This is a genomic window from Burkholderia sp. 3C, from assembly GCF_054589155.1.
This window is the reverse complement of record NZ_BAAILN010000069.1, coordinates 69,297-95,947: the sequence shown is the minus strand read 5'-3', so window position 1 is coordinate 95,947 and position 26,651 is coordinate 69,297. Positions and strand designations below refer to the sequence as shown.

General features: G+C 65.9%; 17 protein-coding genes. 10 read left to right on the top strand and 7 right to left on the bottom strand.

The window, feature by feature from the left end; all coding sequences use genetic code 11:
• Positions 1 to 368: 368 nt before the first annotated feature.
• On the top strand, positions 369 to 6,380 hold the full coding sequence (locus tag ACYP33_RS12830) for an MG2 domain-containing protein (protein ID WP_459622100.1): 6,012 nt from the start codon (positions 369 to 371) through the stop codon (positions 6,378 to 6,380).
• A gap of 49 nt (positions 6,381 to 6,429) precedes the next feature.
• Complete coding sequence (pbpC, locus tag ACYP33_RS12825) at positions 6,430 to 8,844, top strand: penicillin-binding protein 1C (RefSeq protein WP_459622098.1); 2,415 nt, start codon at positions 6,430 to 6,432, stop codon at positions 8,842 to 8,844.
• Between the two features lie 281 nt (positions 8,845 to 9,125).
• On the opposite strand, the gene ACYP33_RS12820 is transcribed toward pbpC, so the two are convergent.
• Both ACYP33_RS12820 and ribA read right to left on the bottom strand, forming a co-directional pair.
• A complete protein-coding gene (locus tag ACYP33_RS12820; protein WP_414447278.1) occupies positions 9,126 to 9,938 on the bottom strand; it encodes a curculin (mannose-binding) lectin in 813 nt (270 codons plus the stop codon).
• An 818-nt stretch (positions 9,939 to 10,756) separates the two neighbouring features.
• The gene (gene ribA / locus ACYP33_RS12815) at positions 10,757 to 11,404 is read right to left on the bottom strand and encodes a GTP cyclohydrolase II (protein ID WP_414439556.1); all 648 of its coding nucleotides are present in this window, start codon (positions 11,402 to 11,404) and stop codon (positions 10,757 to 10,759) included.
• A gap of 160 nt (positions 11,405 to 11,564) precedes the next feature.
• On the opposite strand from ribA, the gene ACYP33_RS12810 reads away from it, so the two are divergent.
• A complete protein-coding gene (locus ACYP33_RS12810) occupies positions 11,565 to 12,029 on the top strand; it encodes a CBS domain-containing protein (RefSeq protein WP_414439557.1) in 465 nt (154 codons plus the stop codon).
• Between the two features lie 213 nt (positions 12,030 to 12,242).
• Here ACYP33_RS12810 and ACYP33_RS12805 read toward each other — a convergent pair whose 3' ends face one another.
• A complete protein-coding gene (locus ACYP33_RS12805) occupies positions 12,243 to 12,572 on the bottom strand; it encodes a DUF4148 domain-containing protein (protein WP_414447277.1) in 330 nt (109 codons plus the stop codon).
• A 507-nt stretch (positions 12,573 to 13,079) separates the two neighbouring features.
• Between ACYP33_RS12805 and ACYP33_RS12800 the strand changes: the two genes are divergently transcribed.
• Positions 13,080 to 13,481, top strand: coding sequence for a GreA/GreB family elongation factor (locus tag ACYP33_RS12800; RefSeq protein ID WP_414439559.1), 402 nt, complete (start codon positions 13,080 to 13,082; stop codon positions 13,479 to 13,481).
• Between the two features lie 140 nt (positions 13,482 to 13,621).
• On the opposite strand, the gene ACYP33_RS12795 is transcribed toward ACYP33_RS12800, so the two are convergent.
• On the bottom strand, positions 13,622 to 14,710 hold the full coding sequence (locus ACYP33_RS12795) for a porin (protein ID WP_414439560.1): 1,089 nt from the start codon (positions 14,708 to 14,710) through the stop codon (positions 13,622 to 13,624).
• Between the two features lie 578 nt (positions 14,711 to 15,288).
• On the opposite strand from ACYP33_RS12795, the gene ACYP33_RS12790 reads away from it, so the two are divergent.
• Positions 15,289 to 15,660, top strand: coding sequence for a twin-arginine translocation signal domain-containing protein (locus tag ACYP33_RS12790; protein ID WP_459622095.1), 372 nt, complete (start codon positions 15,289 to 15,291; stop codon positions 15,658 to 15,660).
• 402 nt (positions 15,661 to 16,062) lie between these two features.
• Positions 16,063 to 17,499: an MFS transporter gene (locus ACYP33_RS12785; protein WP_459622093.1), complete on the top strand. Its 1,437-nt coding sequence runs from the start codon at positions 16,063 to 16,065 to the stop codon at positions 17,497 to 17,499.
• Between the two features lie 85 nt (positions 17,500 to 17,584).
• On the opposite strand, the gene ACYP33_RS12780 is transcribed toward ACYP33_RS12785, so the two are convergent.
• Complete coding sequence (locus ACYP33_RS12780) at positions 17,585 to 18,016, bottom strand: helix-turn-helix domain-containing protein (RefSeq protein ID WP_459622091.1); 432 nt, start codon at positions 18,014 to 18,016, stop codon at positions 17,585 to 17,587.
• Between the two features lie 75 nt (positions 18,017 to 18,091).
• Here ACYP33_RS12780 and ACYP33_RS12775 point away from each other — a divergent pair, with 75 nt between their 5' ends.
• The 3 genes from ACYP33_RS12775 (at position 18,092) to ACYP33_RS12765 (ending at position 22,462) form a co-directional block, all read left to right on the top strand.
• Positions 18,092 to 18,946 carry a class I SAM-dependent methyltransferase gene (locus ACYP33_RS12775; protein ID WP_459622089.1) on the top strand — a complete coding sequence of 285 codons (855 nt, stop codon included), beginning with the start codon at positions 18,092 to 18,094 and terminating at the stop codon, positions 18,944 to 18,946.
• Between the two features lie 90 nt (positions 18,947 to 19,036).
• Positions 19,037 to 19,606: a DsbA family protein gene (locus ACYP33_RS12770; protein ID WP_414447272.1), complete on the top strand. Its 570-nt coding sequence runs from the start codon at positions 19,037 to 19,039 to the stop codon at positions 19,604 to 19,606.
• A 480-nt stretch (positions 19,607 to 20,086) separates the two neighbouring features.
• Positions 20,087 to 22,462: a tetratricopeptide repeat protein gene (locus ACYP33_RS12765; protein WP_459622087.1), complete on the top strand. Its 2,376-nt coding sequence runs from the start codon at positions 20,087 to 20,089 to the stop codon at positions 22,460 to 22,462.
• Here the strand turns inward: ACYP33_RS12765 and ACYP33_RS12760 are convergent.
• Positions 22,423 to 23,382 (bottom strand): 2-hydroxyacid dehydrogenase, encoded by a 960-nt coding sequence (locus tag ACYP33_RS12760; RefSeq protein WP_459622085.1) that lies wholly within the window; start codon positions 23,380 to 23,382, stop codon positions 22,423 to 22,425. The two genes, ACYP33_RS12765 and ACYP33_RS12760, sit on opposite strands and share 40 nt — an antisense overlap.
• Positions 23,383 to 23,686: 304 nt before the next feature.
• Here ACYP33_RS12760 and ACYP33_RS12755 point away from each other — a divergent pair, with 304 nt between their 5' ends.
• Positions 23,687 to 25,039, top strand: a complete 1,353-nt coding sequence (locus ACYP33_RS12755) for an LLM class flavin-dependent oxidoreductase (protein WP_414447269.1) — start codon at positions 23,687 to 23,689, stop codon at positions 25,037 to 25,039.
• A gap of 151 nt (positions 25,040 to 25,190) precedes the next feature.
• Here the strand turns inward: ACYP33_RS12755 and ACYP33_RS12750 are convergent, their stop codons facing one another.
• Positions 25,191 to 26,354, bottom strand: a complete 1,164-nt coding sequence (locus ACYP33_RS12750) for a porin (protein ID WP_414447268.1) — start codon at positions 26,352 to 26,354, stop codon at positions 25,191 to 25,193.
• Between the last annotated feature and the right edge of the window lie 297 nt (positions 26,355 to 26,651).

Sequence of the window (26,651 nt, the reverse complement as noted above, 5' to 3'; positions counted from 1 at the left end):
GGTTGGCGGTTGGCGGTTGGCGGTTGGCGGTTGGCGGTTGGCGGTTGGCGGTTGGCGGTTGGCGGTTGGCGGTTGGCGGTTGGCGGTTGGCGGTCGGCGGTCGGCGGTCGGCGGTCGGCGGTCGGCGGTCGGCGGTCGGCGGTCGGCGGTCGGCGGAATGCAATCGGAGAGCAGCGGCCGGCCCGATCAACCCGAATCCGATTTATCCCGCCGCATCCGCCGCGAATCTTGTCTTTCCCCCACCCGAACGGTAAGGTGAGCGGCCGGCGCGGACCGGCCGTCGAACGCGCCGCCTACGAACTCGAATAAACGCTCTCAGGGAAGCGCGCGGCAGCGCCGCGTGGCCCGACCGACCGGGATATAACAAGATGGATGTATTGCGCCTTTTGCTGGTGTGGCCGCTGCATGCGATCCGCTGGACCTTCCGCCTGCTCGGGCGGTTGCTGCGGCCGGTGTTCGGCAACCTGTCGTGGACCGCACCGGCCTGGGCCGGCGTCACCGGGCACGCAGTGCGCCGCCGCCCCTGGCATGCGCTCGGCATCGCGGCCGGCGTGCTCGCGCTGGCCGGCGGCGGCTACTGGTATCAGCACCGCCCCAAGACCGTCGCGCCCGACGAGGTCACGTTCAAGGTCACCGCGCCCGCCGTCACGAGCTACGACACCGACGAATCGGGCAAGCCGCTGGCCACCGTGCATCCGCTCGACATCGCGTTCTCGCGCTCGGCCGCGCCGATCGAGCAGGTCGGCAAAAGCGTGCCGGACGGCATCGAGATGTCGCCCGCGCTGAAGGGCGAATGGCACTGGAACGACGATCACACGCTGCGCTTCACGCCGGCCGTCGATTGGCCGGTGGGCGCGCACGTCGAGGTGCGCTTCGCCGTGCGCCGCGTGTTCGCGCCGCAGGTGAAGATGGCCGACGACCATTTCGCGTTCGACATCGCCGCCTTCAAGGCCAGCATCGGCAGCACCGAGTTCTATCAGGACCCGAAGAACCCGGCCGCGAAGAAAACCATCATGCAGGTCGGCTTCAACTACCCGGTCGATCCGGCCGCGTTCGAGAAGCGCATCGCGCTGTCGCTGGTCGCGCGCGACGGCAAGACGGTGTCGCCGCTGCGCTATACGGTCAACTACGACGCGCGCCGCATCAACGCATGGGTCCATTCCCAGCCGCTCGATATCCCTCGCGATCCGCTCACGGCGCGCGTCGACATCGACAAGGGCGTGCGCAGTGCGCGCGGCGGAGACGGCACCCAGGACGTGCTGCACGCCCAGGTGGACGTGCCCGGCCTGTACAGCCTGAAGATCGGCGACGTCACCCCTACCCTGGTCGACAACGATCGCTACGAACCCGAACAGGTGCTCGTCTCGCAACTGAGCGACGGCGTGCGCGCCGACGATCTGGCCTCGCGCGCCCACGCGTGGGTGCTGCCCAGGCGCAAGCCCGGCGTGCAGCAGGACGCCGACGACGGCCCCTACGACTGGCAGCCGTCCGAGATCGACGACGCGCTGCTCAAGCGCGCCACGCCGCTGCCGCTGGCCACGGTGCCGACCGAGGACGACACCGCGCCGATGCAGAGCTTCAAGTTCCATGCAACGCCGGGCCAGAAGCTCTACGTGCGCTTCGACGCGGGCCTGAAATCGGCCGGCGGCTACCTGCTCGGCGAGCCGGTGCAGCGTGTGCTGACCGTGCCCGACTATCCGAAGCTGCTGCGCTTCATGGCCGACGGCTCGCTGCTGTCGCTGTCGGGCAGCAAGCGGCTGTCGATCGTCGCGCGCAACCTGCCCGGCATGAAGCTCGAAATCGGCCGCGTGCTGCCCGATCAATTGCAGCATCTGGTCAGCTTCAATCAGGGCAGTTATTCGCAGCCCGAACTGTCGTACAGCTTCAGCGAGGATCACATCGTCGAGCGCTTCATCGACAAGCGCGCGTTCCCGGCCGGCGACCCCGGCAAGGCGCACTACGAAGGCCTCGATCTCGGCCAGTACCTGAAGGACGGCAAGCGCGGCGTGTTCCTGCTGCACCTCGCCGGCTACGATCCGGCCAAGGACAAGAAGGCGAACAAGGACGACGGCAGCGGCGCGACCGACAGCGACGGCGGTCAGGACAACGACGATTCGGCCGACAACAACAATGGCGACGGCAGCGGCGACGACGCCATGCCGAGCGACACGCGCCTGATCGTGGTGACCGACCTCGGCATGCTCGTCAAGCAGGCGCTCGACGGCAGCCAGGACGTGTTCGTGCAATCGATCCGCACCGGCAAACCGGTTGCAGGCGCAACGGTCTCGCTGCTTGCCGTCAACGGCCAGCCGCTCGCAACGCAAACCACCGACGCCGACGGCCAGGTGCATATCCCCACGCTCAAGGGCCTCGAACGCGAGAAGCGCCCCGAGCTGTACGTCGTCAGGAAGGACAACGATCTTTCGTTCCTGCCGTTCGCGGGCCGCGACCGCCAGCTCGATTTCTCGCGCTTCGACGTGGGCGGCGAGCGCAATGCCGCGAACCAGGGGCAACTGTCGGCCTATCTGTTCTCCGACCGCGACCTGTACCGGCCGGGCGACCTGTTCCATATCGGCCTCATCGTGCGCGCCGCAAGCTGGGCGCGCAGCCCGGCCGGCGTGCCCCTGCAGGCCGAGATCGTCGATCCGCGCGGCATCACGGTGGCGCGCCCGCCCGTTTCGATCGACGCCAGCGGCTTCACCTCGCTCGACTACACGCCGGCCGAGACGGCGCCCACCGGCGCGTGGACGATCAACCTCTACATCGTCAAGGACGGCAAGCCCGGCGACGAGCCGATCGGCAGCACCACCGTGCAGGTCAAGGAGTTCGAGCCGGACCGCATGAAGGTGGACGCGCGGCTGTCCGCGCAAACCGCCGACGGCTGGGTCAAGCCGGATGCGCTGAAGGGCGTCGTCGACGCGCGCAACCTGTTCGGCACGCCGGCCGCAAGCCGCCGCGTCGCCGCCACGCTGACGCTGCGGCCCGTGTGGCCCGCGTTCCGCGCCTGGAAGGATTACCACTTCTTCGACGCGCGGCGCGCCAAGGAGGGCTACACCACCACGCTGGAAGACGGCAAGACCGACGACAACGGCCACGCCGAATTCGATCTCGATCTCAAGAAATACGCCGACGCCACCTACCAGCTCTACTTCCAGGCCAAGGCCTACGAGGCCGAGGGCGGCCGCAGCGTCGCCGCCAACGCGCAGGCGCTGGTCTCGAACAACGACTGGCTGGTCGGCTATCGCGCGGTGGACGATCTCGGCTACGTGAAGCGCGGCAGCCCGCGCTCGGTCAAGCTGATCGCGATCGATCCGCATGCACAGACGATCGCGCTGAAGGACCTGCGCGCGCAACTGGTCGAGCTGCGCTACGTGTCGGTGCTGACGCGCCAGGATTCCGGCGCCTACAAGTACGATTCGCGCCTCAAGGAAGTGCCCGTGCAGGAAGCTCCGCTGACGATTCCGGCCGCGGGCCTCGACCTCGCGCTGCGCACCGATCAGCCCGGCAGCTATGCGCTGCGCATCAAGCGCGCCGACGGCACCGAGGTCAATCGCATCGACTACTCGGTGGCCGGCGACGCCAACGTGTCGCGCTCGCTCGATCGCAACGCCGAGTTGCAGATCAACCTCGGCAAGCCGGATTACCAACCCGGCGAGACGATCGACGTGGCGATCCGCGCGCCCTACGCGGGCAGCGGCCTGATCACGATCGAACGCGACAAGGTCTACGCGCACGCGTGGTTCCATGCCGACACCACCAGCTCGGTGCAGCACATCACGGTGCCGGCCGGCTTCGAAGGCAACGGCTACATCAACGTGCAGTTCGTCCGCGATCCGTCGTCGGACGAAATCTTCATGAGCCCGCTCAGTTATGGCGTGGTGCCGTTCTCGGTGAACCTCGACGCGCGCCGCAACAAGCTGGCCGTCGACGCGCCCACGCTCGTCAAGCCGGGCGACACGGCCACCTTCACGGTGCATACGCCGGTGCCGTCGAAGGTGGTGGTGTTCGCCGTCGATGAAGGCATCCTGCAGGTCGCGCGCTACAAGCTCGGCGATCCGCTCAAGATGTTCTTCCGCAAACGGATGCTCGAAGTGGGCACCTCGCAGATCCTCGACCTGATCCTGCCGGATTTCGACAAGCTGATGGCGATGGCCGCGCCGGGCGGTGACGCCGACGAGGCGATCGGCCGCCAGCTCAACCCGTTCCGTCGCAAGCACGACAAGCCGGTGGTGTTCTGGTCGGGCATCGTCGACGTGAACGGCGACGCGAAATTCAGCTACCGCGTGCCCGACTACTTCAACGGGCGGCTGCGCGTGATGGCCGTCTCGGTCGCGCCGGACAAGATCGGCACGGTCGAGAGCGCCACCACCGTGCGCGGCGATTTCGTGCTGAGCCCGAACGTGCCGACCACCCTCGCACCCGGCGACGAAGCCGAGATCAGTGTGGGCGTGGCGAACAACCTCGATGGCGGCGGCAATAAACCGGTGCCGGTCGACGTTGCGCTGAAGCCCGGCGCGCAGTTCCAGGTGGTTGGCGCGGCCACCCAGGCGCTGCCGCTCGCACCGATGCACGAGGGCGTGGCGCGCTTCCGGATTCGCGCCACCAGCACGCTCGGCAGCGGCCCGCTGGCGTTCACCGCGAGCTACGGCGACAAGAGCGCGCGGCAAAGCGTGGAGGTGTCGGTGCGCCCCGCCGCGCCGTTCCGCTCGCAGGTGGAATTCTCGCGCGTCGCCCCGGGCAAGCGCGCCAGCGTGCCGAACCTGCGCGCCATGTACGACGCCTATGCATCGCGCGACGCGGCTGTTTCCACCGCGCCGCTGGTGCTCGGCGAAGGGCTGGCCGCGTACCTGAGCAACTACGACAACTACTGCAGCGAGCAGCTCGTGAGTGCCACGGTGCCGCGCCTGTTCGCCGCGAAATGGCTGTCGGTGCAGGCGCTGACCAACGCGCAGCACGCGCCGTCGGCCGGCGCGGATGCCGCCAACGCCGACGCGCTGAAGATGTTTTTCCAGACCTTGCGCACGCGCCAGAATGCGCAGGGCGGCTTCGGCGTCTGGACCGCCACGCCCGACGCCGATCCGTTCGTGTCGGCCTACGCGATGCATGTGCTGATCGATGCGCGCGAGCGCGGCGCCGCCGTGCCGGGCGACATGTTCGACGCCGGCAACGCCTATCTGCAACAGTTGTCGACCAACGACGCGCTCGGCTCGCTCGACCAGTTGCGGCAGCGCGCGTACGCCGTCTATCTGCTGACGCGCGAGGGCAACGTCACCACCAACGCGCTCGCGGCGGTGCAGAAGCGTCTTCAGGATGCCTATCCGAACGACTGGAAGCAGGATCTCGCCGCGGCCTGGCTGGCCGCGTCGTACCAGTTGCTGAAGCAGGACAAGGCCGCCGCCGCGCTGATCGCCGGGCCGCAGGCGCTGCTCGAACGCAAACCGTCGCAGAACGAAGCGTTCCCGAGCGGCTACTACATCGACCCGCTGACACGCGATGCGTCGGTGCTGTATCTGCTGTCGAAGCACTTCCCCGAGCGGGCCCGCGCACTGTCGCCGCGCGTGCTCGACAACCTGGTGCTGCCGTTGCAGCAGGACCGCTTCAACACGCTGTCGTCGGCCATGACGATCCTCGCGCTCGACGCCTACGCCGGCGCCAATGCGGGCGGCATCGACAAGCTCGCGATCGAGGAGCAACGCGCCGGCGTCGCGCCGAAGGACATCTCCACGGTACGCGCGAACCTGTTGCGCACGGCGTCCTGGAACGCGGCGGCCACACGTGTGGACATCGTCAACGGCGGCACGCAGCCGGCGTGGTGGATCGCGAGCCAGTCCGGCTACGATCGCGCCGCGTCGACCCAGGCGATCAAGGACGGCCTCGAAATCGTGCGCGAGTACACCGACAAGGACGGCAAGCCGCTCGGCAAGATCGCGCTCGGCGACGAGATCGACGTGCACCTGAAGATCCGCGCGACCGGCTCGGCCAGCGTCGGCAACATCGCGATCGTCGATCTGCTGCCGGGTGGCTTCGACCCGGTGCTGACGCCACCCCCGGCGCCCGCCGCCGATACGCAGGACGGCAGCGGCGACAGTAACGGCAATGGCGACGGCGATGGCAGCGCGCCCGCCGCCGACGCCGTCTGGCGCTCGCCGATCGGCGTCGCGGGCTCGACCTGGCAGCCGCAGTACGCCGATATCCGCGACGATCGCGTGGTGATCTACGGCAGTGCGAACACCGACGTGCAGGAGTTCGTCTACCGCATCAAGGCCACCAACGCCGGCAGCTTCGGCGTGCCGCCGGCCTACGGCGAATCGATGTACGACCGCCGCATCCAGGCGCAATCGCCGGGCGGCGCAACGCTGACGGTGCAGCGCGCGCCGTGATGCGGCGTGCGATGCAACGCGTGGCGCGTGCCGCGCGCGAGGTGCTTGCATGAGCGGCCGCCCTGCCTGGCGCGAGCGCGGCCGCGCGGCGCTCGGGGCGGTTGCCCGCAGCCTGCGCCGCCGGCACAACGCCGTGGCCGTGGTGCTGCTCGTGGCCGTCGTGCTGGTTGGCTTTCGTCTGTGGCCGCACCCGCTGCTGCGCGACTGGAAGCCCACCTCCACGGCCGTCGTCGATGCAAACGGCAAGCTGCTGCGCCTGACGCTCGCCAAGGACGATCGCTATCGGCTCTGGGTGCCGCTCGACCGGATGTCGCCGCAACTCGTCGCGGCCGTGCTGATGCACGAGGATCGCTGGTTCCGCTGGCACCCCGGCTTCAATCCGTACGGACTCCTGCGCGGCGCGTGGATCACCTACGTGCGCGGCGGCAACCCGCAGGGCGGCTCGACGCTGACCATGCAACTGGCGCGCTCCATGTGGCAACTGAACACGCGCTCGCCGCTCGGCAAGCTCGTGCAGGTCGGTCGCGCGCTGCAACTCGAACTGAGCTATTCGAAGCGGCAGATCCTGGAGGCCTACCTCAATCTCGCGCCGTACGGCCGCAACGTCGAGGGCGTGGGCACCGCGAGCCTCGCCTACTTCGACAAACCGGCCGCCGCGCTGACGTTGCCCGAAGCGCTCGCGCTCGCCGTGATTCCTCAGGACCCCGCACGACGCGTGCGCGGCGGCGCCGATCAGACCGAGATCAACCGCGCGCTCGCCGCCTCGCGCAACCGGCTCTTCACCGCCTGGTTGCACACGCATCCCTCCGACGGCGGGCTGCAATCGCTGTTCGCGTTGCCGTTCGCGCTGCGGCCGCTCGATGCGATGCCTTTCCTCGCGCCGCATGCGGTCAATCAGGCGCTGGCCGCGCGCGATGCCGCGCTGCCGGCCGATACCGCCGCAAGCAGCGAGCACCTCGTCACCACGCTCGATCTCGGCCTGCAACAATTGCTTGAACGGCAGATCCACCGTTACGTCGCGCGCAATGCCGTGCAAGGCGTGCGCAACGCGTCCGCCCTGCTGGTCGACACGCGCGACATGAGCATCAAGGCGATGGTCGGCTCGGCCGACTTCTTCGACCGGTCGATCCACGGCCAGGTCAACGGCACGCAGGCCAAGCGCTCGCCCGGCTCCACGCTGAAGCCGTTCATCTACGGGCTCGGCTTCGACCAGGGCGTGCTGCATCCGCAAACCGTGCTGCGCGACGTGCCGACCTCGTTCGGCCCCTACGCACCCGAGAATTTCGACGGCCATTTCCTCGGCCCGATCACCGCCACCGACGCGCTGAACCGCAGCCGCAACGTGCCGGCCGTGTGGGTGGCGTCGCAACTGAAGAAGCCCGATCTCTACGCATTCCTGCAGAGCGCCGACGTGCGGCTCGCGCGCAGCCCGCAGCATTACGGCCTCGCGCTCGTGCTCGGCGGCGGCGAGGTGACCATGCAGGAACTGGCCGCGCTGTACGCCACGCTCGCCAACAGCGGCGTGTACCGGCCGCTGCGGCTGCGCGCCGACGAGCCGCGCGCGGCGGGCCGCCGGCTGTTCAGCGCCGACGCCAGCTACATGGTGATGGACATGCTGCGCCAGCACCTGCGGCCCGACGAAACCAGCGGCGCGCAGCCGTCGGCGCTGCCCGTCTACTGGAAGACCGGCACCTCGTGGTCGTTCCGCGATGCGTGGACGGCCGGCATCGTCGGGCCTTACGTGCTGATCGTGTGGGTCGGCAATTTCGACAATTCGAGCAACACCGCATTTATCGGCGTGGACGCGGCCGCCCCGCTGTTCTTCCAGACCATCGATGCATTGCGCGCCGAACGGCCGATCACCGAGCCGCCGCGGCCGGTGCCGGCCGGGCTCAAGCGCGTGCGCATCTGCCTGGCGAGCGGCGATCTGCCGAACGAATGGTGTCCGCAGCAGGGCTGGACCTGGTTCATCCCGGGCGTGTCGCCGATTCGCGTCAGCACCGTGCACCGCCCCGTCGTGATCGACGACGCCACCGGCCAGGCCGCCTGCCCGCCCTACGACGACAAGCGCACGCACGTGGAAATCTACGAGTACTGGCCGTCCGATCTGCAACAGGTGTTCGCCCAGGCCGGCGTTCCGCGCCGCCGGCCGCCGCAGAATCCGGCCTGCCGCGATGCCGGCCAGATGTCGGGCGGGCCGCCGCGCATCACGTCGCCGCTGCGCGGCAGCACCTATGCGATGCGGATGAGCACGCCCGACGGCACGCGCATCGCCTTCAACGCCACCGCCGACGCGAGCGCGCATGCGCTGTACTGGTTCGTCGACGACGCCTACGTCGGCCGCAGCCGGCCCGGCGAGCCGCTGTTCTGGCAGCCGGCCACGGTGGGCAGCTATACGGTGCGGGTGGTGGACGACCACGGACGCGGCGATCAGCGGGCGCTCGGGGTGGGGATAGTGCGCTGACGGGCTGGGCCGATGCGCCAGGCGGCGCTGTTTGCGCAACGCAGCAGACATGAAATACGGGCCTCGACGAGGCCCGTTTTCGGGGGGATGCGAGGTTCGGCGAGGCGCTTATTCGTTCTCGTCGAAGTAATGAGGAGTCGCAGCAAATGGAGGGCCGAGCGTAAATAGTGGGGCGATAGGTCGAGGCCGTTGAGCGATGAAATCATGAATGCAAAAGGGCCCCACTTGGAGGGCCCTTCGTCCTGCTCACGTCTTTGGCTCAACGTTCTGTCGGTTGGTATTTAGAACGGAATCGAAATCGGCTCGGCCGTGCAAGCGAAACAATAGCCCCCGCCGCTGTGGTCCAGGTAATCCGGATGATCGAAGTGCGCCAGACGATCCCAGCTGACAGTCGGCGTGTAAATCACCAGATTTCCGTCGGGCTGGAACGCAAAATAAGCATTCGCATTACCGCCTGTATTCGACTGCCAGAGTGCGGCTCCTGCGTCATTCGTCATAGTGAGATTGCCGTCGTTCTGCATCCAGGCCGCCGTCACACCTTTTCCCGCAGTAGCGGTGTACCAAATCGGCACACCATTTTTATACAGAGCGAAATTCCCGTCTGCTTGCAAAATCAGGAAATACTGACCAACCGTGTAGCTTGCGCCAACGGGAATCCTGGAATCGGTATGCAAAATACGGCCCTGATTCGTTTGAACCGAATTCGGATCACTCGTATTGCTTTGCCAAATTGCACGATCCCAATACAGCGCCAAGTTACCGTCGTTCTGCACATTCAGGTACGCACCGGCATGCTCCGTGTTCAATACGAGCAAGGCTACATTCGCTGACGTGTACACAACGAAATTGCCATCCGGCTGCATGACGGCCCGCGTTGCACCCTTGTTTGCCGTGCCCGATGCCCACAATGCGCCGGTGGGACCATAAAGTACGAGATTACCATCGGACGCCTGCATATCGAGGCAGTATTGCCCATTCTCCGAGCAAACCTGGGCTCCGAGATAGAGCGTCGTGCCCGTAGGAATAACGGTGGCAAATGCCGATGACAGGTGCACCAAAAGCAAACCTAAAAATAAAAAAATCCCCTTTTTCACTGCTTTCCTCTCATAAATTTATGATTCGTTTTATCTGCATCGAGCCGGACGCGGAGCGAGGTTACCATATTTTTCAAATTATTACCTCGTGAAATCACTTTGCATTTATCAAAAAATCAAATTTCTTACAAAAAGAAAGAAATTACTTAAAATATCGCCATTCTTATTATTTTATTGTAATTTTTGTATTTATTTCGTTGGATATCAAAAAGCGGAAAGACGTAAATTACATACCAACATACAAGCATCGTCGTAAAGTCGCTGCCGCGGCGCGGTCATCATATTCAGATCGAACAAACCTGCGTGGACGGTGGGCACGTCGATAATCATGGTGCCCCGCACCGGTCAGCTACCACTCGAGCCGATTAATACGAGGCGCAGGCGTATGCAGGCCGTAGCGGCTTGGTGACAGATCCGTCGATCGACCGAGGGAACACCAGACAGATCGATTCCCTCGCACGCGATCTGCACATCGGACAGGCATTCGCGTGAAAACTGGAATTCAACTCGACGCCGAGTGACGCGAACGTGTGGCAGCCGGATGTGCCAACGGTCTCGATCACAAAATTTGGCGTCCGCGATCGCCCGTAGCGCGCCGACAGGCGTGGCGAGGTAACAATTGGGCGGCGTAGGTTTTAGCGTGGGGGCCACCCGATGAGCGTAGTTTTTCGGCGCCGCACCGAAAAATCCAACGCCAGGTTGCCAAGCTTCCTCAGCTTTCCTGCAAAACGCAACTTTCTGTTCCGAGCCTTATGGACAAGGGACTGTAGGCTCATCACCCAGATGCAACAAGGGCCTCCGAAGAGGCCCTGCATCAATCACTCGTTCTCGTCGAAGTAATGCCCGAATTTCGACTGCTTGGTGCGGATATACCGTTCGTTTTCGTCTCGAATCGGCACGGCCAGCGCCACACGCTCGCTCACGGGAATCCCGTGCGCGACCAACGTGTCGAACTTCTTCGGGTTGTTGCTCATCAGCCGCACCGAGCTCACCTTCAAAATCCGCAGGATCGCGGCGGCAGAATCGTATTCGCGGGAATCGTCGGGCAGGCCCAGGTCGCGGTTCGCCTCGACCGTGTCGCGCCCCTGTTCCTGCAGGGCGTACGCGCGGATCTTGTTGCTCAGGCCGATGCCGCGCCCTTCATGGCCGCGCAGGTACAGCAGCACCCCGCGCCCTTCTGCGGCGATATAACGCAGCGCCAGATCGAGTTGCTCGCCGCAGTCGCAGCGGTAAGATCCGAACACGTCACCCGTCAGACATTCCGAGTGCAGGCGCGTCAGCACCGATTGCTGCTCCGCAACGTCGCCAGCGACGAGCGCCAGATGTTCGGCCTCGCTGCCGGTGACGCGAAACGCATAAGACATGAACGTGCCGTAGCGGGTCGGAAGCGTTGCCGAGGCCACGAGCGTGACGCATTCGTCGGCATGGCGCTCGTCCGCGGACGGCAAGGAAGATTGCGAAGGCATGGAAAGCATCGAAAAATCGGAGTTAAGGAATGTTCTGGGTGGCGCGCTGCCGGAGTTTACCGCTAATCTACGTTAAGCGTTCTACCCCACGTCCGCCCCGTGCGGGCGCTTTTCAATGGGTTCCCCCGGGCATGTCTCCCACCCGGTTTCCGGAGATCGTATGAGCACTACCGTCGCGAATATTCTCAAATCAAAGCCCGATGCCGGCCAAACGGTGCACACGATCGGCAAGGATGAGTCGGTTTACGATGCGTTGAAGTTGATGGCGATCAAGAGCGTCGGTGCGCTCGTCGTGAAGGAAGGCAACGATATCGTCGGCATCGTGACCGAGCGCGATTACGCGCGCAAGGTCGTGCTGCTCGAACGCTCGTCGAAGGCCACGCGCATCGAGGAAATCATGACCGTGAAGGTGCGCTACGTCGAACCGTCTGCCACCAGCGACGAATGCATGGCGCTGATGACCGAACACCGCATGCGCCACCTGCCGGTGCTCGACAACGGCAAGCTGGCCGGCGTGATTTCGATAGGTGACTTGGTCAAGAGCGTGATTGCCGACCAGCAATTCATGATCAGCCAGCTCGAGCATTACATCCACGGCACGCCGATCGGCTCCGACGCCGAATAAGCCCCAGGCCGAACAGGTTGCAAAAAATGCCCAAACGCCTTTCACGTCTGGGCAAAGCCGCCGTGTTGCGGCGACGGAGGTCCTGTTCGGTACACGCCCGCCGGCGGTTCACGCGCGGGCATCAGACCTGATCTGTGGAATCGGTGACGAGGCGCGGCCTCGTCATGTCATTGCGCAAGGCCGCGACTTCGCGGCCTGCCGTCACGCCCTGCCTTAATGACCGAAGTAGACGCTGTCCACCGGGTTCGGTGCGTCCACCGCACGGCGGCTGCCCGATTGGGTGCTGGCGACCGGCTGCACGCCATAGCCGCTGGTGTCGGCATGGGTCAGCGTTTGTTGCGATTGCTGGACGCGCGCTTCGGCGGTCTGGATGTCACGCGGGTATTGCGCGTCGCTGGCGACCGGGTTGTAGCCGGCTTGTTCGAGTTGAATCAGTTGCGCACGAACTTCGGCGCGCGTCACCGGCTGGTTCGACTGAGCGAACGAAGCGACAGGAGCGATGAGAGCCGAAGCGACAACAGCGGTAAGGACGAGCGATTTCATGGTGTTACCTCCGAGATATTGTGTTTTATGTCGCTTCCGGCAGTGCTGTTTGTCTGAAGCGAACAACTGCAGTGTAGACCTCGATCAACCAAGGGAAAACACTTAGTCTGGACATACACCGTTGCACAAATAGCAAAAATTCCCCAATATTCTCGCCTGACATTGCCGTCAGTTTGTACATTTGGACAACAATTGCTGACAACTGGATGGCGACTTTCTGACCGCGCCGCCATTTGGCAACGCTATAATGGCTGGGATTTCATCAAAATTCCCCGCCCTTCGTGATGCGCTCGTTCCCCGCCCACCGCCCTGCCTTACGCCGCCGCATTGCCGGCGCGGGCGGGTGTGCGGCCGGTTCGCAACGCGCTCACGCCAAGGTTCCGCAGGCTGCCGCCCGGCGCCCCAGCTGATCCGCCCTGACCCGGGCGCCAGCCAGGCGCCGGGCTCACGTCATTGCCATTTCTGCCGCCGGCCGCGGCATATCACGCTCAAAAAAGGACAAGCTCCATGAAACCCCGTCGCCTGTTGCAACTGACCGAACTCGACGTGGCGCGCCTCGAAAAGCACGCCGAACGCGATTCGCGCCTGCAAGCCACCCTCGATACCCTGCTCGAACGCGCCGAAATCGTCGGCCCCGAGGCGATGAAATCGGACGTGATCACGATGAACTCACAGTTCTCGTTGACCGACGACACCACCCAAGAAGCCATCACCTGGACGCTCGTGTACCCCGACCAGGCCAACCTCGCCAGCGGCAAGCTGAATGTTTTTTCGCCGGTCGGGCTGGCACTGCTCGGCGCGCGCAAGGGCGAGCGCGTTGCCGTGACCTTGCCGAATACGGCGGCCGGCACCGTGACCGTGTCCGCCATCGTCTATCAGCCCGAGGCGAGCGGCGATTACACGCGTTGAAGCCGTGTCGCTGCGATCGAGCCATGCACGATCGCAGGCCGCATCCGGCTGACGATGCGGCAGCCCGTTAACGAAAAAAGCGCCCGAAGGCGCTTTTTTCATTTGCCAGCCCGGCGGAACTGCCCGGGCAAACGTCATGCTTAGAAGCGGTGACGCAGGCCAACCGTCGCTGCCGTCTGGTTGATGCCCGACGACTGGTTCGACGTGCTCGAGATGAACGAGCCGTTGTAGATCGACGCTTGCGCGCCGCTTGCACGTTGGTACACAGCTTGTGCGTACACGTCGGTGCGCTTCGACAGTGCGTAATCGGCTTGCAGGCCCACTTGGTTGAAGTGGAAGTTGTGCTGGCCGGTTTCGCCGTTCGAGTACGTGTAAGCCACGCCCAGACCCAGAGCCGGCGTCAGGTTGTACTTGCCGTTGACTTCGTAGTTGTCGATGCGCAGGTTGCCGCCCGAAACCGTGTCGTCCAGACGCGCTTGCGTCCATGCTGCGCCGACTTGCGCCGGGCCGAATGCGTAGCCGGCAGCTGCGCCGTACGTACGGACGCGACCTTGCGTGCCGAACGGGTTGTTGGCGTCAACTGCACCGCCTGCCACCGAGTTCGGGTTGTTCAGTTGCGAGTAGGCACCCGCCAGCTTCAGGCCTTGGAACTGGTACGACACGCCGCCGCTGTATGCACGGTTGTTGCCGAAGTTCGTGTTGTTCGAGAATGCGTACGTGCCGCCGAATTGCAGGCCGGCGTAGTTCGCGCTCGTGAACTTGATCGAGTTGTTCGTTGCGTAGCCGCCGTCGGTGCTCAGGTTGTCGAGGTTGCCGACGTGAGCGAAGTACGTGCCGCCCCACGAGCCGGTTGCCGTCAGCGGTGCCAGGTAGTCCTGGACTGCGTCGTATTGGCGACCCAGCGTGACCGTGCCGTATTGGCTCGACAGACCGACGAACGCTTGACGGTTGAACATGCCGTTGTTGTTGTCGAAGCGGCCGTTACCCAGGTTGAAGCCGCTTTCCAACGTGAAGATTGCCTTCAGGCCGCCGCCGAGGTCTTCCGAACCACGCAGACCGAACAGGCTTTGGTTGACGCCCGTGCCTTCCGAAACGCGCGACTTGCCGGCGACGTTGCTTTGGTACGTGATGCCTGCGTCGAGCACGCCGTACAGCGTGACGCTGCTTTGTGCGTGGGCAACGGTTGCGAACGATGCTGCAGCGGCTGCAACGATCAGAGTCTTCTTCATTCGTGGAGCTCCCTTCATCTAAAAAGAGGCAGGTCTTGCGACCTTGTTTCATGAACGGTCTGCAACCGCCCGGAAGCGCCACGAGGACTTCTACGTGGCGGCGCCCGGATGGTTGGCCGCTCTGGGAAACGTGAGTTTAGGGGTGGACCCTAGGGCCGCCGCACGCGAATAAAGAAATAACTTTTTCTCTAACCAGAAATAATAGAAATGGTAGTCTGCCCTAACCCTTTGTTTTGGCTTGTTTTTTTGATCTCTTGACGCCACCTTTTTGGCGTATCCGCAACACGCATTCGTTTGTGTCAGCATCTTGACGGTTGCAAAGAAACAACAAGGCAATGGCGGGAAAACCTTCCGAATCAGTAAAAAATGCTCAATTTGCACTTATTTGGTGCAATTGACGCCCCGAATTCTTTCCGGAAACGTTTTCGTCCCGCTTCGTCAACCCGCCCTCCCGCCCGACACGCCACGCGTAACAGTCGTTACGACGTCTGTAATGTAACCAGGCTAGTCGTAAGCTAATTTGGCGCTGCGTGCACCGCCCGCCGGGCGGCACCCTTCCTCGAGACGGGAGACTTTCGATGCAACGTCGCAATTTCCTCCGAGCGGCAGCCCTGATCGGCGCCGCACTGGCCAGCGGCACGGCCGTCACCACGAATGCGCAACCCGCGCCGCCGCCCGGGCGTCCTCCGTCGCCCGGTGGCCGTCCGCCTCCACCACCGGTCGGCGGGCGTCCGAACCGGCCGCCGCCCCCGCTGCGACGCGACCGCCGCCCACCACCGCCGCGCCCGCGCGGCTATATCTGGGCCGACGGCTACTGGGATTGGCGCAGGGGGAATTACGTGTGGGTGCCGGGGCACTGGGTCGTGGCGCGCCGCGGGCGCCGCTGGGCCGGCGGGCACTGGCAACAGCAGGGGCCGGCGTGGGTGTTCGTGCCCGGCGGCTGGCGCTGAGATCGGACGCGGCGCCTCGGCGAAACCGGTGCGCCGCGCGCAACACACTATATATAGTCAGTGCGGAACCGGCGTCACTTTGACTTGTCGAAGCGGCGCCTCGCCGCCGCCCCTTTCGGCTCGCATGCGGCCACCCCGCTTCGATCGATTTCCGCTAACGATATGCGCGCACGCCGGCACGGCCGACGTTGCAGCCCGCACCGGCCACGCCGGAACCGCCTTCACCGGCGTCATCGCATCCACCTCGCCGCTGCCGCGCGCGCCGTCGCCGCCATGCCTGCCGGCGTCATTTGCTAATCGGGATTCGTCCGTTCATCGCCACGCGGCCTTTGCCTAGCATCGGCCTTCGCGACCGTGCCCGCGCCTCGCGCGCCGCAGCGATCGCCAACCGTGGAGAATTCCTTGAGCACCCTCGACTTCGATCCGTCGCTCTCGACGCCGATCCGTTCCGCGAGCGACGTTTCGCGCCTGATCAACACCAGCGCCAGCCGCGCGAGCCATGCGCGCGTGATCGTGCTGCTCGCGCTCGGCGGCGTGTTCCTCGACGCCTACGACCTGACCACGCTGTCCTACGGCATTCAGGACGTGGTGCGCGAATTTGGCCTCACGCCCGCGCTGACGGGCCTCGTCACCTCGTCGATCATGATCGGCACGATCCTCGGCAGCCTCGTCGGCGGCTGGTTCACCGACCGGATCGGCCGCTACCGCGTGTTCATGGCCGACATGCTGTTCTTCGTGGTGGCCGCGATCGCGGCCGGCCTCGCGCCGAACGTGTGGGTGCTGATCGCGGCGCGCTTCGTGATGGGCCTCGGCGTGGGCATCGACCTGCCGGTGGCGATGGCCTTCCTGTCCGAGTTCTCGAAGTTCCAGGGGCGTGGCAACAAGGCGTCGCGGCTCGCGGCCTGGTGCCCGATGTGGTACGCGGCGTCATCCGTGTGCTTCCTGATCGTGTTCGGGCTGTATTTCGCGCTGCCGGCCGAGCATATCGGCTGGCTCTGGCGCGCCTCGCTGATTTTCGGCGCGGTGCCGGCGCTCGTGATCATCGCGGTGCGGCACCGCTTCATGAACGAATCGCCGCTGTGGGCCGCGAACCAGGGCAAGCTCGACGATGCGGCGCGCATCCTGCGCGAGTCCTACGGCATCCATGCGCACAAGGCCGCCGACGCCACCGCGCCGCCCGAACCGCCGCGCGTCAGTTTCCTCGTGCTGTTCCGGCGCCCGTACCTGGCCCGCACGCTGGTGGCCAGCGCGATGAATCTCTGCATTCCGTTCGAATACACGGCGATCGCGTTCTTCCTGCCGTCGATCCTGTCGCAATTCCTCGGCGCGGGCGTGTTCGAGACGATTTCGGCCTCGCTCGCGCTGAACCTGCTGTTCGCGCTGACGGGCGGCTTGCTCGGCATGCGCCTCGCCTACCGCCGGCCATCGCGGCAAGTGGCGATCGCCGGCTTCGCGATCCAGTTCGTGTCGCTGGTCGCGCTTGCGCTGCTCGGCCATCCGCAGACGGCGCTCGGCATCGGCCTCGCGCTGGCGATGCTCGGCGCCTGGCTGTTCGCGGAAGGCTTCGGGCCGGGCGCGCAGATGATGATCTATCCGGCGCTGTCGTACCCCACCGCGATCCGCGGCACCGGCATCGGTTTCGGCCGTGCGTTGGCCGGCGCGGGCAGCGCGCTCGCGCTGTTCGTGCTGCCGATCCTGAAGGCGCACTACGACACCGGGATGTTCTGGATCGTGTCGCTGTCGGCGCTGATTCCGATCGGATTCCTGATCATCGTGCGCTTCGAGCCGACCCGGCACGACATCGACGACGACACCGCGCACGCGCAGCCGCTGCGCTGAGGCGGCGTTTCGCCTTGCGTTTTACGACGCGCTCGACATGCCAGCGGCGGCGGCGCCAACGCCGCACGCGGACATCGCGGCGTGCTCATGCTCGCCGAAGCATCGACTTGTTTTTCTGCCCGGGCCTTCTCGACGCCACCGCCCGGAGGATCCGACGGAACGTCGAGCACGCCATGTGATCGGGCGCGGGGCACGCCGCGGCATGCCTGAGCCCGTCGCGCATGACGCTCAGCTTGCGAATCGTCGCGTCCAGTTCGTCGGCCTTGGCCGACAGCAGGTCGCGATCGATACGCGGTTGCCCGCCTGGTGCGAACATCGATGCGATCTCGTCCAGAGAAAAACCGGCGGCGCGCCCCAACGCGATCAAGGTCAATTGATCGATGACGGCGGGATCGAACAACCGCCGCAAGCCACGGCGCCCCGTCGAGGCAATCAGCCCCTTCTCCTCGTAGAACCGCAACGTCGATGCCGGCACGCCCGACTGCCGCACGACCTCGCCGATATCCAGATTGATCATCGCTTGACCTCAAGCCGACTTGAACTTGCATAGTGTAGCTCCCGCCCCTGCCGGGGCATGCCACCGAGAATGATCATGGACGACACCCCCGCAGCCGACAACGCGCAGGCGGCGCTCTGGAACGGCAGCGCCGCACGCGCGTGGATCGCCGGACAAACGATGCTCGACGGCATGTTCGAGCCGTTCGAAGCGCTGCTCGTGGACGCGATCGACGCCGGAGCAAAGCGCCGCGTGCTGGACATCGGCTGCGGCACGGGCGCGACGACGCTGGCCGCCGCGAGGCGGCTCGGGGCGGATGGCGAAGCAGTAGGCGTGGACATTTCCGCACCGATGATCGAGGTGGCCCGCAGGCGTGCCGGGCAGCTTGACGCGGCAGCCCGCTTCATCGCCGCCGACGCCCAGACTCACCGCTTCGAGCCGGCCAGCTTCGATCTGATCATGTCGCGGTTTGGCGTCATGTTCTTCGACGACCCGCTGTTCGCCTTCACGAACGTGAGGCGCGCCGCGAAAGACGGCGCCGAATTGCGCTGCATCGCTTGGCGCAGCGCGGCGGACAATCCGTTCATGACCGTCGCCGAACGCGCCGCCGCCCCGTTCTTGCCGAACTTGCCCGCACGCCGCCCCGACGGGCCGGGGCAATTCTCGTTCGCGGATTCGCATCGGGTTGCTTCGATGCTGGAACGAAGCGGCTGGACGCAGATCGATATCCGCGCCATTGATGTGGACTGCGTACTGCCCGAGACCGAACTGGTCGACTATTTCAGCCGCGTCGGCCCGGTCGGCATGCTGCTGCAACAGACCAGCGAACCGATACGGTCGCAAGTCGTCAAATCAGTCCGGGCAGCGTTCGATCCGTATGTACAGGAATCCGAAGTCCGTTACACCGCGGCCTGCTGGATGCTCGGTGCGCGAGCGCTGGACAACCCGTGATTCACGCCGCACGCCATCGTGACATGATGCCAAACCGAAACGCGAAACCTCGCGTCGCCGCTCCCATCCTTTTTCGAGGCTCTCCCCTTCATGAATTCAGCCGCCAACGCCGCCCCTTCGTGGACCGCCGCCCCGCTCGTCTGGGGCACCGGCCCACGCGTTTTCGAAGTGTTCCTGGAACCGACCTGCCCGTTCTCGGTGAGAGCATTCGGCAAGCTCGACGCGCTGCTGCAGGCGGCCGGCGAAGATCGCATCACGATCAGGATTCGTCTGCAATCGCAGCCGTGGCATCTGTATTCCGGCGTGATCGTGCGCTGCATCCTCGCCGCATCGACGCTGCCGGACGGGCGCGAAGCCGCGAAGGCGGTGCTCGCCGCGGTGGCGGCGCATCGTGAGGCGTTCGAATTCACGCATCACGCCGGCGGCCCGAACCTCGACGCCACGCCGAACGACATCATTGCGCGAATCGAGCGCTACAGCGGCATCGCCCTGCGCGACGCGTTCGCGATTCCGGATCTCGATCGCGAAATCAAATGGCATGCGAAATACGCGCGCCAGAACGGCATTCACGTCTCGCCGACGTTCATGATCGACGGCTTGATCGAGCCGAAGCTCGGCAGCGGGGATGACGTGTCGGTGTGGGTCGAACGCCTGCGTTGATCGCGTCGCGACGGCGCTGGCGTTTCATCACGCCGAGCGGCAGGCGCGGATGTTTTTCGCCGAGACACCGTCACCATCGTTCGTTTCCCTGAACCGCCGAAACCCTTCGCATTACCGATTGTTTCTTGCGAACGGAAAGCTTTGTCGGCCCATTGCATCGTTCATGCAAGCCGCCGCAGCAGCTCGCCGTCGTCGCATTGAAAGGCGCGGCCTCGCACGGTTTTCGTGCGCAGGCGCGCCACCCCGCACCAGCCTTGGTTCGCCGGCTGCCATCAGGCAGCGCCCACGGCGCACCGATTATTCCGTTGCATACGGGCAATCCCGCCGTGCGCCGTACACGTCACGCTACCCGCCGCTCACCTGAAAGACGCGGTAACCAGCACCCCGAATCGGCTTGCTATCGTCACTGGATTTCCTCCCTTCGCGCCCGGCGCGAGGCAACTGCTCATCCAGCACTGGCCAACGATGGAACACGCGGAAATGCTTGCGCTCGCAACGGCCCACCATATGGCGGGCCGCTTCGGCGATGCGCGCGACCTGTACGAGCACGCGCTCGCGGCCGAACCCGGCGACGCGGACCTGATGTTTCGTCTCGGCGTGCTCGACATGCAATGCGGCGCGCACGACCATGCGCTCGACTGGCTCGACCGTGCGCTGTCTTGCGCGCCGCACCGCGCCCGCTATCACCTCGCACGCGGCCATGTGTTCACGGCTGCACAGCGCCACGCCGACGCGATCGACGCCTACCGGCAAGCACTGGCGATCGAGATCGATTCGCCCGACGCGCTGTTCGCGCTCGCCTCCGCCCTGCAGGCAACCGCCGACTATCCGGCCGCCATCGATGCCTACACCGCCGTGCTGGCGCTCGACCCGAACCGGGCCGACGCGCTCGGCCGGCTCGGCAACTGCCACGCGCGGCAAGGCGATCCGGATGCGGCGCAAACGGCGTATCGACGCGCGCTGGCCCTGAACCCGGCGGACCCCGACACGCTGACCAACCTCGGCGCGCTGGTGCTGGCGGCGGGCCATGCCGGCGACGCGCTGGGCTGGCTGACGGCGGCCGTGCAAGCCGCGCCGCAATCGGTCAGCGCGCTGACGAACCTCGGCGTGGCGCAGCACCGGCACGGCGATTTCGCGGCGAGTGCCGCGTCGCTGGCACGCGCGCTCGAACTCGATCCGGCCGCGCCCGAAGCGTCGTACAACCTCGGCAACGCGCTGCACGCGCTCGGCCAACGGCAGGATGCGCTGGCGCATTACCTGCGTGCAATCGAACTGACGCCCGCGCACGCCGACGCCTACAACAACCTCGGCATCGTCTGCCGCGAACTGGGGCACGCGCACGAAGCGGCGCAGGCGTTCGACGTGGCGATCGCCGTGCGCCCCGGCTTCACGGCCGCGCTCAACAACCTGGCCGCCGTGTTGCGCACGCTCGGCGCAATGGACGAGGCCGAAGCGCGCCTGCGCGACGTGCTCGCGGTCGAACCACGGCACGCGGTGACGCTCAACAACCTCGGCAACGTGCTGAAGGATCAGGGCCGCCTCGACGAAGGCATCGCGTGCTACCGCCGCGCGCTCGAAGCGGACCCCGGCAACGTGGTGGCGCACAGCAACCTGGCCTACGCGCTGTGTTTTCAGTCGGTGCATCCCGACGCGCCGCTCGCCGAAGCGCGCCGCTGGTCGGCACGGCACGAAGCACCGTTGCGCGCCGAACGGCAGCCGCATCCGAACGACGCCACGCCGTCACGCCGCCTGCGGATCGGCTATGTGTCGTCCGATTTTCGTCATCATTGCCAGGCGCTGTTCATGCAGCCGTTGCTGTCGAATCACGATCACGCGCGCTTCGAGATCGTCTGCTATTCGAGCGTGGTACGCCCCGATGCGCTGACGCAGCAGCTTGCGGCGCATGCCGATGTCTGGCGCGACGTGAGCCTGCTCGATGACGCCGCGCTCGCGCGGCAGATTCGCAACGACCGGATCGACATCCTGATCGACCTCGGCATGCACATGGCCGACGGCCGGCCGCTGCTGTTCGCGCGCAAGCCCGCACCGGTGCAGATCGCGTGGCTGGCGTATCCGGGCACGACCGGCATCGAGGCGATCGACTACCGGCTGACCGATCCGTGGCTCGACCCGGTCGGCTCGGATGCTGCGTACACCGAACGATCGCTGCGCCTGCCCGACACGTTCTGGTGCTACGACCCGCTGGACGGCACGCCGGGCGTCAACGCCCTGCCCGCGCTGACCAACGGCCATCCGACCTTCGGATGCCTGAACAACCCGTGCAAGCTCGGCGACGCCACGCTGCGGCTATGGGGCAACGTGATGCGCGAACTGGACACCGCGCTGCTGATCCTGCTCGCGCCGGAAGGATCGGCGCGCACGCACCTGCTGGCGCGCCTCGAACGCCACGGCATCGCGGCCGAGCGCGTCACGTTCACGCCGTTCCAGCCGCGCAACCGCTATCTGGAGACGTATCACCACATCGACATCGGCCTCGATACGATCCCGTACAACGGTCACACGACGAGCCTCGATGCGTACTGGATGGGCGTGCCGGTCGTCACGCGCGTGGCCGATACGGTGGTTGGCCGCGCCGGGTTGAGCCAATCGGAAAACCTGGGGCTGCGCGAGATCGCTGCCGACAGCGATGCGCGCTTCGTCGAGATCGCGGTGGCGCTGGCGCGCGACCTGCCGCGCCTGGCCGAATTGCGCGCCGGCTTGCGTGCGCGCCTCGCGGCCTCGCCGTTGATGGATGGCGCACGCTTCGCGGTGCAAGTGGAAGCCGCGTATCGCGAAGCGTGGCAATGCTGGTGCGATCAGGCCACCGGCGTCAGCAAGGCCTCGCCGCTCGCATAAGCCGCCAGGTTGGCGAGGAACAGCGCGGCCATCGCCTCGCGCGTCTCGTGCGTGCCGCTCGCCGTGTGCGGTGCCAGCACCACGTTGTCGAGGCCGAGCAGTTCGGCCGGCACGGCCGGCTCATCGTCGAACACGTCGAGCGCGGCGCCCGCGATGCGCCGGTTGAGCAGCGCATCGACGAGCGCCGCCTGATCGACCACGCTGCCGCGCGCCACGTTCACGAGCTGCCCGTTCGGGCCGAGCGCGTCGAGCACGTCGGCATCGACCACGTGGCGCGTTTGCGCGCCGCCCGGCAGCGCCAGGATCAGCACATCGGCCGCCGCGGCCAGTTCGCGCAGCGACGGGTAGTAGTCGTACGCGAGATCCGTCTTGCGGTTCGGGCCGTGATAGGCCACGCGCATGCCGCAGGCGGCCACGCGCTTGGCGATCTCGCGGCCGATGCCGCCCATCCCGACGATCCCGCACAGCTTGCCGCCGAGCTTGGTGCCGAGCGGCAGGCGCGCGTTCGCCCACTTGCCGTCGCGCACGAAGCGGTCCCCTTCCACCACGCGCCGCGACAGCCCGAGCAACAAGCCCAGCGCGAAATCGGCCACGCATTCGTTGAGCACGCCGGGCGTGTTGGTGACGGCCACGCCGCGTGCGCGCGCCGCGTCGAGATCGATCGGATCGGTGCCCACGCCGAAGCTGACAATCAGCTTGAGGTTCGGCAACGCGCCGATCAGTTCGGCGCTCGCGCCATACGCGCCGCTGGTGGCGATGACCTCGAATTCGCCGGCCCGCTCCGCGAGGAAGGCAGCGCGATCGGGGGCGGCCCACAGGCGGGCGACGTCATGATGCTCGGCCAGCGCATGCATCACGCGATCCGACAACGCGCCCACGGCAAGCACCTTCAGGCGGCGCCCATGACGATCTTGTTCCATTTCGGTTTTCCCTTTGCTTAGGTTGCCGGGCAACGCACGGCAGTGACGGTGGTGGCAACATTTTCCAACGTCGCGGGCGATCGTGCACGCAAAACCCGGCGGCGGCGCCCATCGCATCGCTCATATCGATCACACAATTCCTTGGTTGTCCGAAGCCCGCCGCGTATCTAGTGTGTGGGGCTCCTGACCTTCGAGCGCGTTCGCGACGGCGCTGCGCATCCGCCTGCGGATCGCCGGCCCGGCCGGCCGGAACGGCCCCGAATGTCATCGCATGCCATCGCACTCATCGACGACCAGGGCCACCATGACACGATCCTCCCGGCAGTTCTCGCTCGGCGCCTTCCTGATGCAGACCGGCCACCATATCGCCGGCTGGCGCCATCCCGACGCGCAGGCCGACGCCGGCAGCAATTTCCGCCATTACGTCGAGCTGGCGCGGCTCGCCGAAGCCGCCAAATTCGACGCCGTGTTCCTGGCCGATTCGTCGGGCGTGCGAAGCACGCACCTGCCGTCGCTGGCGCGCACGGCGCGCACCGATTTCTTCGAGCCGGTCACGCTGCTGTCGGCGCTGGCCGCCGTGACCGAGCGCATCGGCCTGATCGCCACGGTGTCCACCTCGTTTCACGAGCCGTACAACGTGGCGCGCCGCTTCGCCACGCTCGACCAGATCTCGGGCGGCCGCGCGGGCTGGAACCTCGTGACCTCGAGCGGCACCGCCGAGGCGCAGAACTTCAACCGCGATGCGTTGCCCGATCACGCCGAACGCTACGAGCGCGCCGCGGAGTTCCATGACGTGGTGCTCGGCCTGTGGGATTCGTGGGAAGAGACCAGCTTCGTGCGCGACAAGGACAGCGGCATCTATCTCGACACCGACCGGCTCCACGTGCTGAACCATCGCGGCAAGCACTTCCAGGTGCGCGGCCCGCTCAACGTGAACCGCTCGCCGCAGGGCCGGCCGGTGATCGTGCAGGCCGGTGCGTCGGAGGACGGCCGCGCGCTGGCCGCCCGCACCGCCGAGGTGATCTTCGTCGCGCATCAGACGTTCGACGAGGCCAAGGCGTTCTACGCCGACATCAAGGGCCGCCTGCCCGCCTACGGGCGCGAGCCCGACGACGTCAGGATCATGCCGGGCATCTTCCCGGTGGTGGGCCGCACCCAAGCCGAGGCCGAAGAGAAGTTCGAGGCGCTGCAATCGCGCGTGGACCCGGTGGTGGGCCTCGCGCTGTTGTCCACCGTGATCGGCGGCGTGGATCTGTCGGGCCACGACATCGACGGCCCGATTCCCGAACTGCCGGAGACCAATGGCCCGAAGAGCCGTCAGCATCTGCTGCTCGAGTTGGCGCGGCGCGACCAACTCACGATCCGCCAGCTCTACCTGCGCATCGCGGGCGCGCGCGGCCACCAGCAGGTGGTGGGCACGCCGGCCAGCATCGCCGATCAGCTTCAGCAATGGTTCGAGGAAGGCGGCGCGGATGGCTTCAACATCATGGCGCCGTGGTTCCCGGGCGGCCTTGCCGAATTCATCGAACTCGTGCTGCCGGAACTGCGCCGGCGCGGCCTGTTCCGCAGCGAATACACCGGGCACACGCTGCGCGAACACCTCGGGCTCAAGCGGCCCGTGCATCGCGCGGCTTCGCAAACGGCCGAGGTGGCGTGAAGTCACGATCCGGGTAGTGCGTTGTCGCATGCCGCCCGGCAGGCAGCCGTCCACGTTGAACGGAAAGCAAGGACGACGTAGCAAATAAAAAAGCGCCGACCCGCATTCACGGGCCGGCGCTGCGTCATGCCGGAAAGCGGCGAACCGCGCGTCAGAACTTGTGGCGAATACCCACGCGCGCGGCGATCTGGTTGGTCGTGCCATTGCCCGACGGGCCGAAGAACGCCGTGCTCGAACCAATTTGCGCCTGCACGTCCTGCGTGCCGTTGCGCCCCGATGCCTTCTGATACACGCCCACCACGTACACGTCGGTACGCTTGCTCAGTGCGTAATCGAGGCTGGCGTCGATCTGGTTCCAGTGGCCGCCGTTCGCGTTGTGCATGCGCGTGTACGTGTAGGCCAGGCCGCCGGACAGCGCCGTCGTGAAGTTGTAGCGGCCGCCCACGTCCACCGCGTCGAGCGAGGTGGCCGCGCCGTTCAGCGCTTCGATGCGCGTGTTCGTGTACAGCGCGAACAGCGCGGCGTTGGCGAACAGGTAACGCGTGCCGATGCCGAACGTGCGCAGATCCTTGCCGCCCCCCGTGCCGCCTGCGTTGACGTTCGCGATCGAGGTCGGGAACGCCGGGACTTCGGCCGTCGGGTACGAGATGTCGGTATAGGCCGCGCCCACCGAGAAGCTGCCCATCGCGTAGTTCAGGCCGAAGCTGTAGGCACGCGACGAACCGGTCGCGCCGCCAACCGGGGCCGAGCCGCTGAAGGCGCCGGCCTGGTTCGAAAAGCCGTACAACGCGCCGAACGTCACGCCCGAGAAGTTCGCCGACGAGAACTTGACCGCGTTGTTGATGCGGCTGTTCACGAGTTGGTCGAAATCGTTGATGTGGTAGGCGTAGTTGCCGGCCACGGTGTTGGTGCCGGCCGAATACTGGCCACCCAGCACGTCGGTCGAGAACGTGTACTGGCGGCCGAACGTCAGCGAGCCGATACCGTCCTTCGTCAGGCCCACGTACGCCTGGCGGCCGAACATCGCGCCACCCTGGTTGATCGCGCCGGTGCCGGTGTTGAAGCCGTTTTCCAACAGGAAGATGGCCTTCAGGCCGCCGCCGAGGTCTTCCGAACCGCGCAGGCCCCAACGGGTGCCCTGCGCGACGCCGTCGTCGTATTTGAAGCGCTTCGCCGAGCCGGTGGCGGTGGCGCTGTGATTGACGTAGCTGAGGCCGGTGTCGATCAGGCCATACAGCGTCACGCTGCTCTGCGCATGGGCGAGCGTCGTGCCAAAGGCGGCCATGGCCGCAACGGTGGTCATTTTCTTGAGCAAGGTCGTCTCCTGCGTGCGACGCATCGCTGCCGTCTCGAAACGGCAGGCGCAATGGCGTCGAAGGTGGTGCGATTGATTGGAGTGCTATCGAACGCCGGTTGTGCCGACGGTATCCGGTTTTGTTTATCTGGCTGTGCAGCCTTGTTTACCGGGCGCGGTGCATCGGGTGTCGTCTGACCGCGCGGCGCGAGTTTACTGCGAGCTGTCGCCCAACCCAAGCAGTGCATGCATCGGCGTGCGAATCAGTTGCAAATTTGCATCGGTTTTCCGCAAGCGAGGTGGCGGAATGCAGAGTAG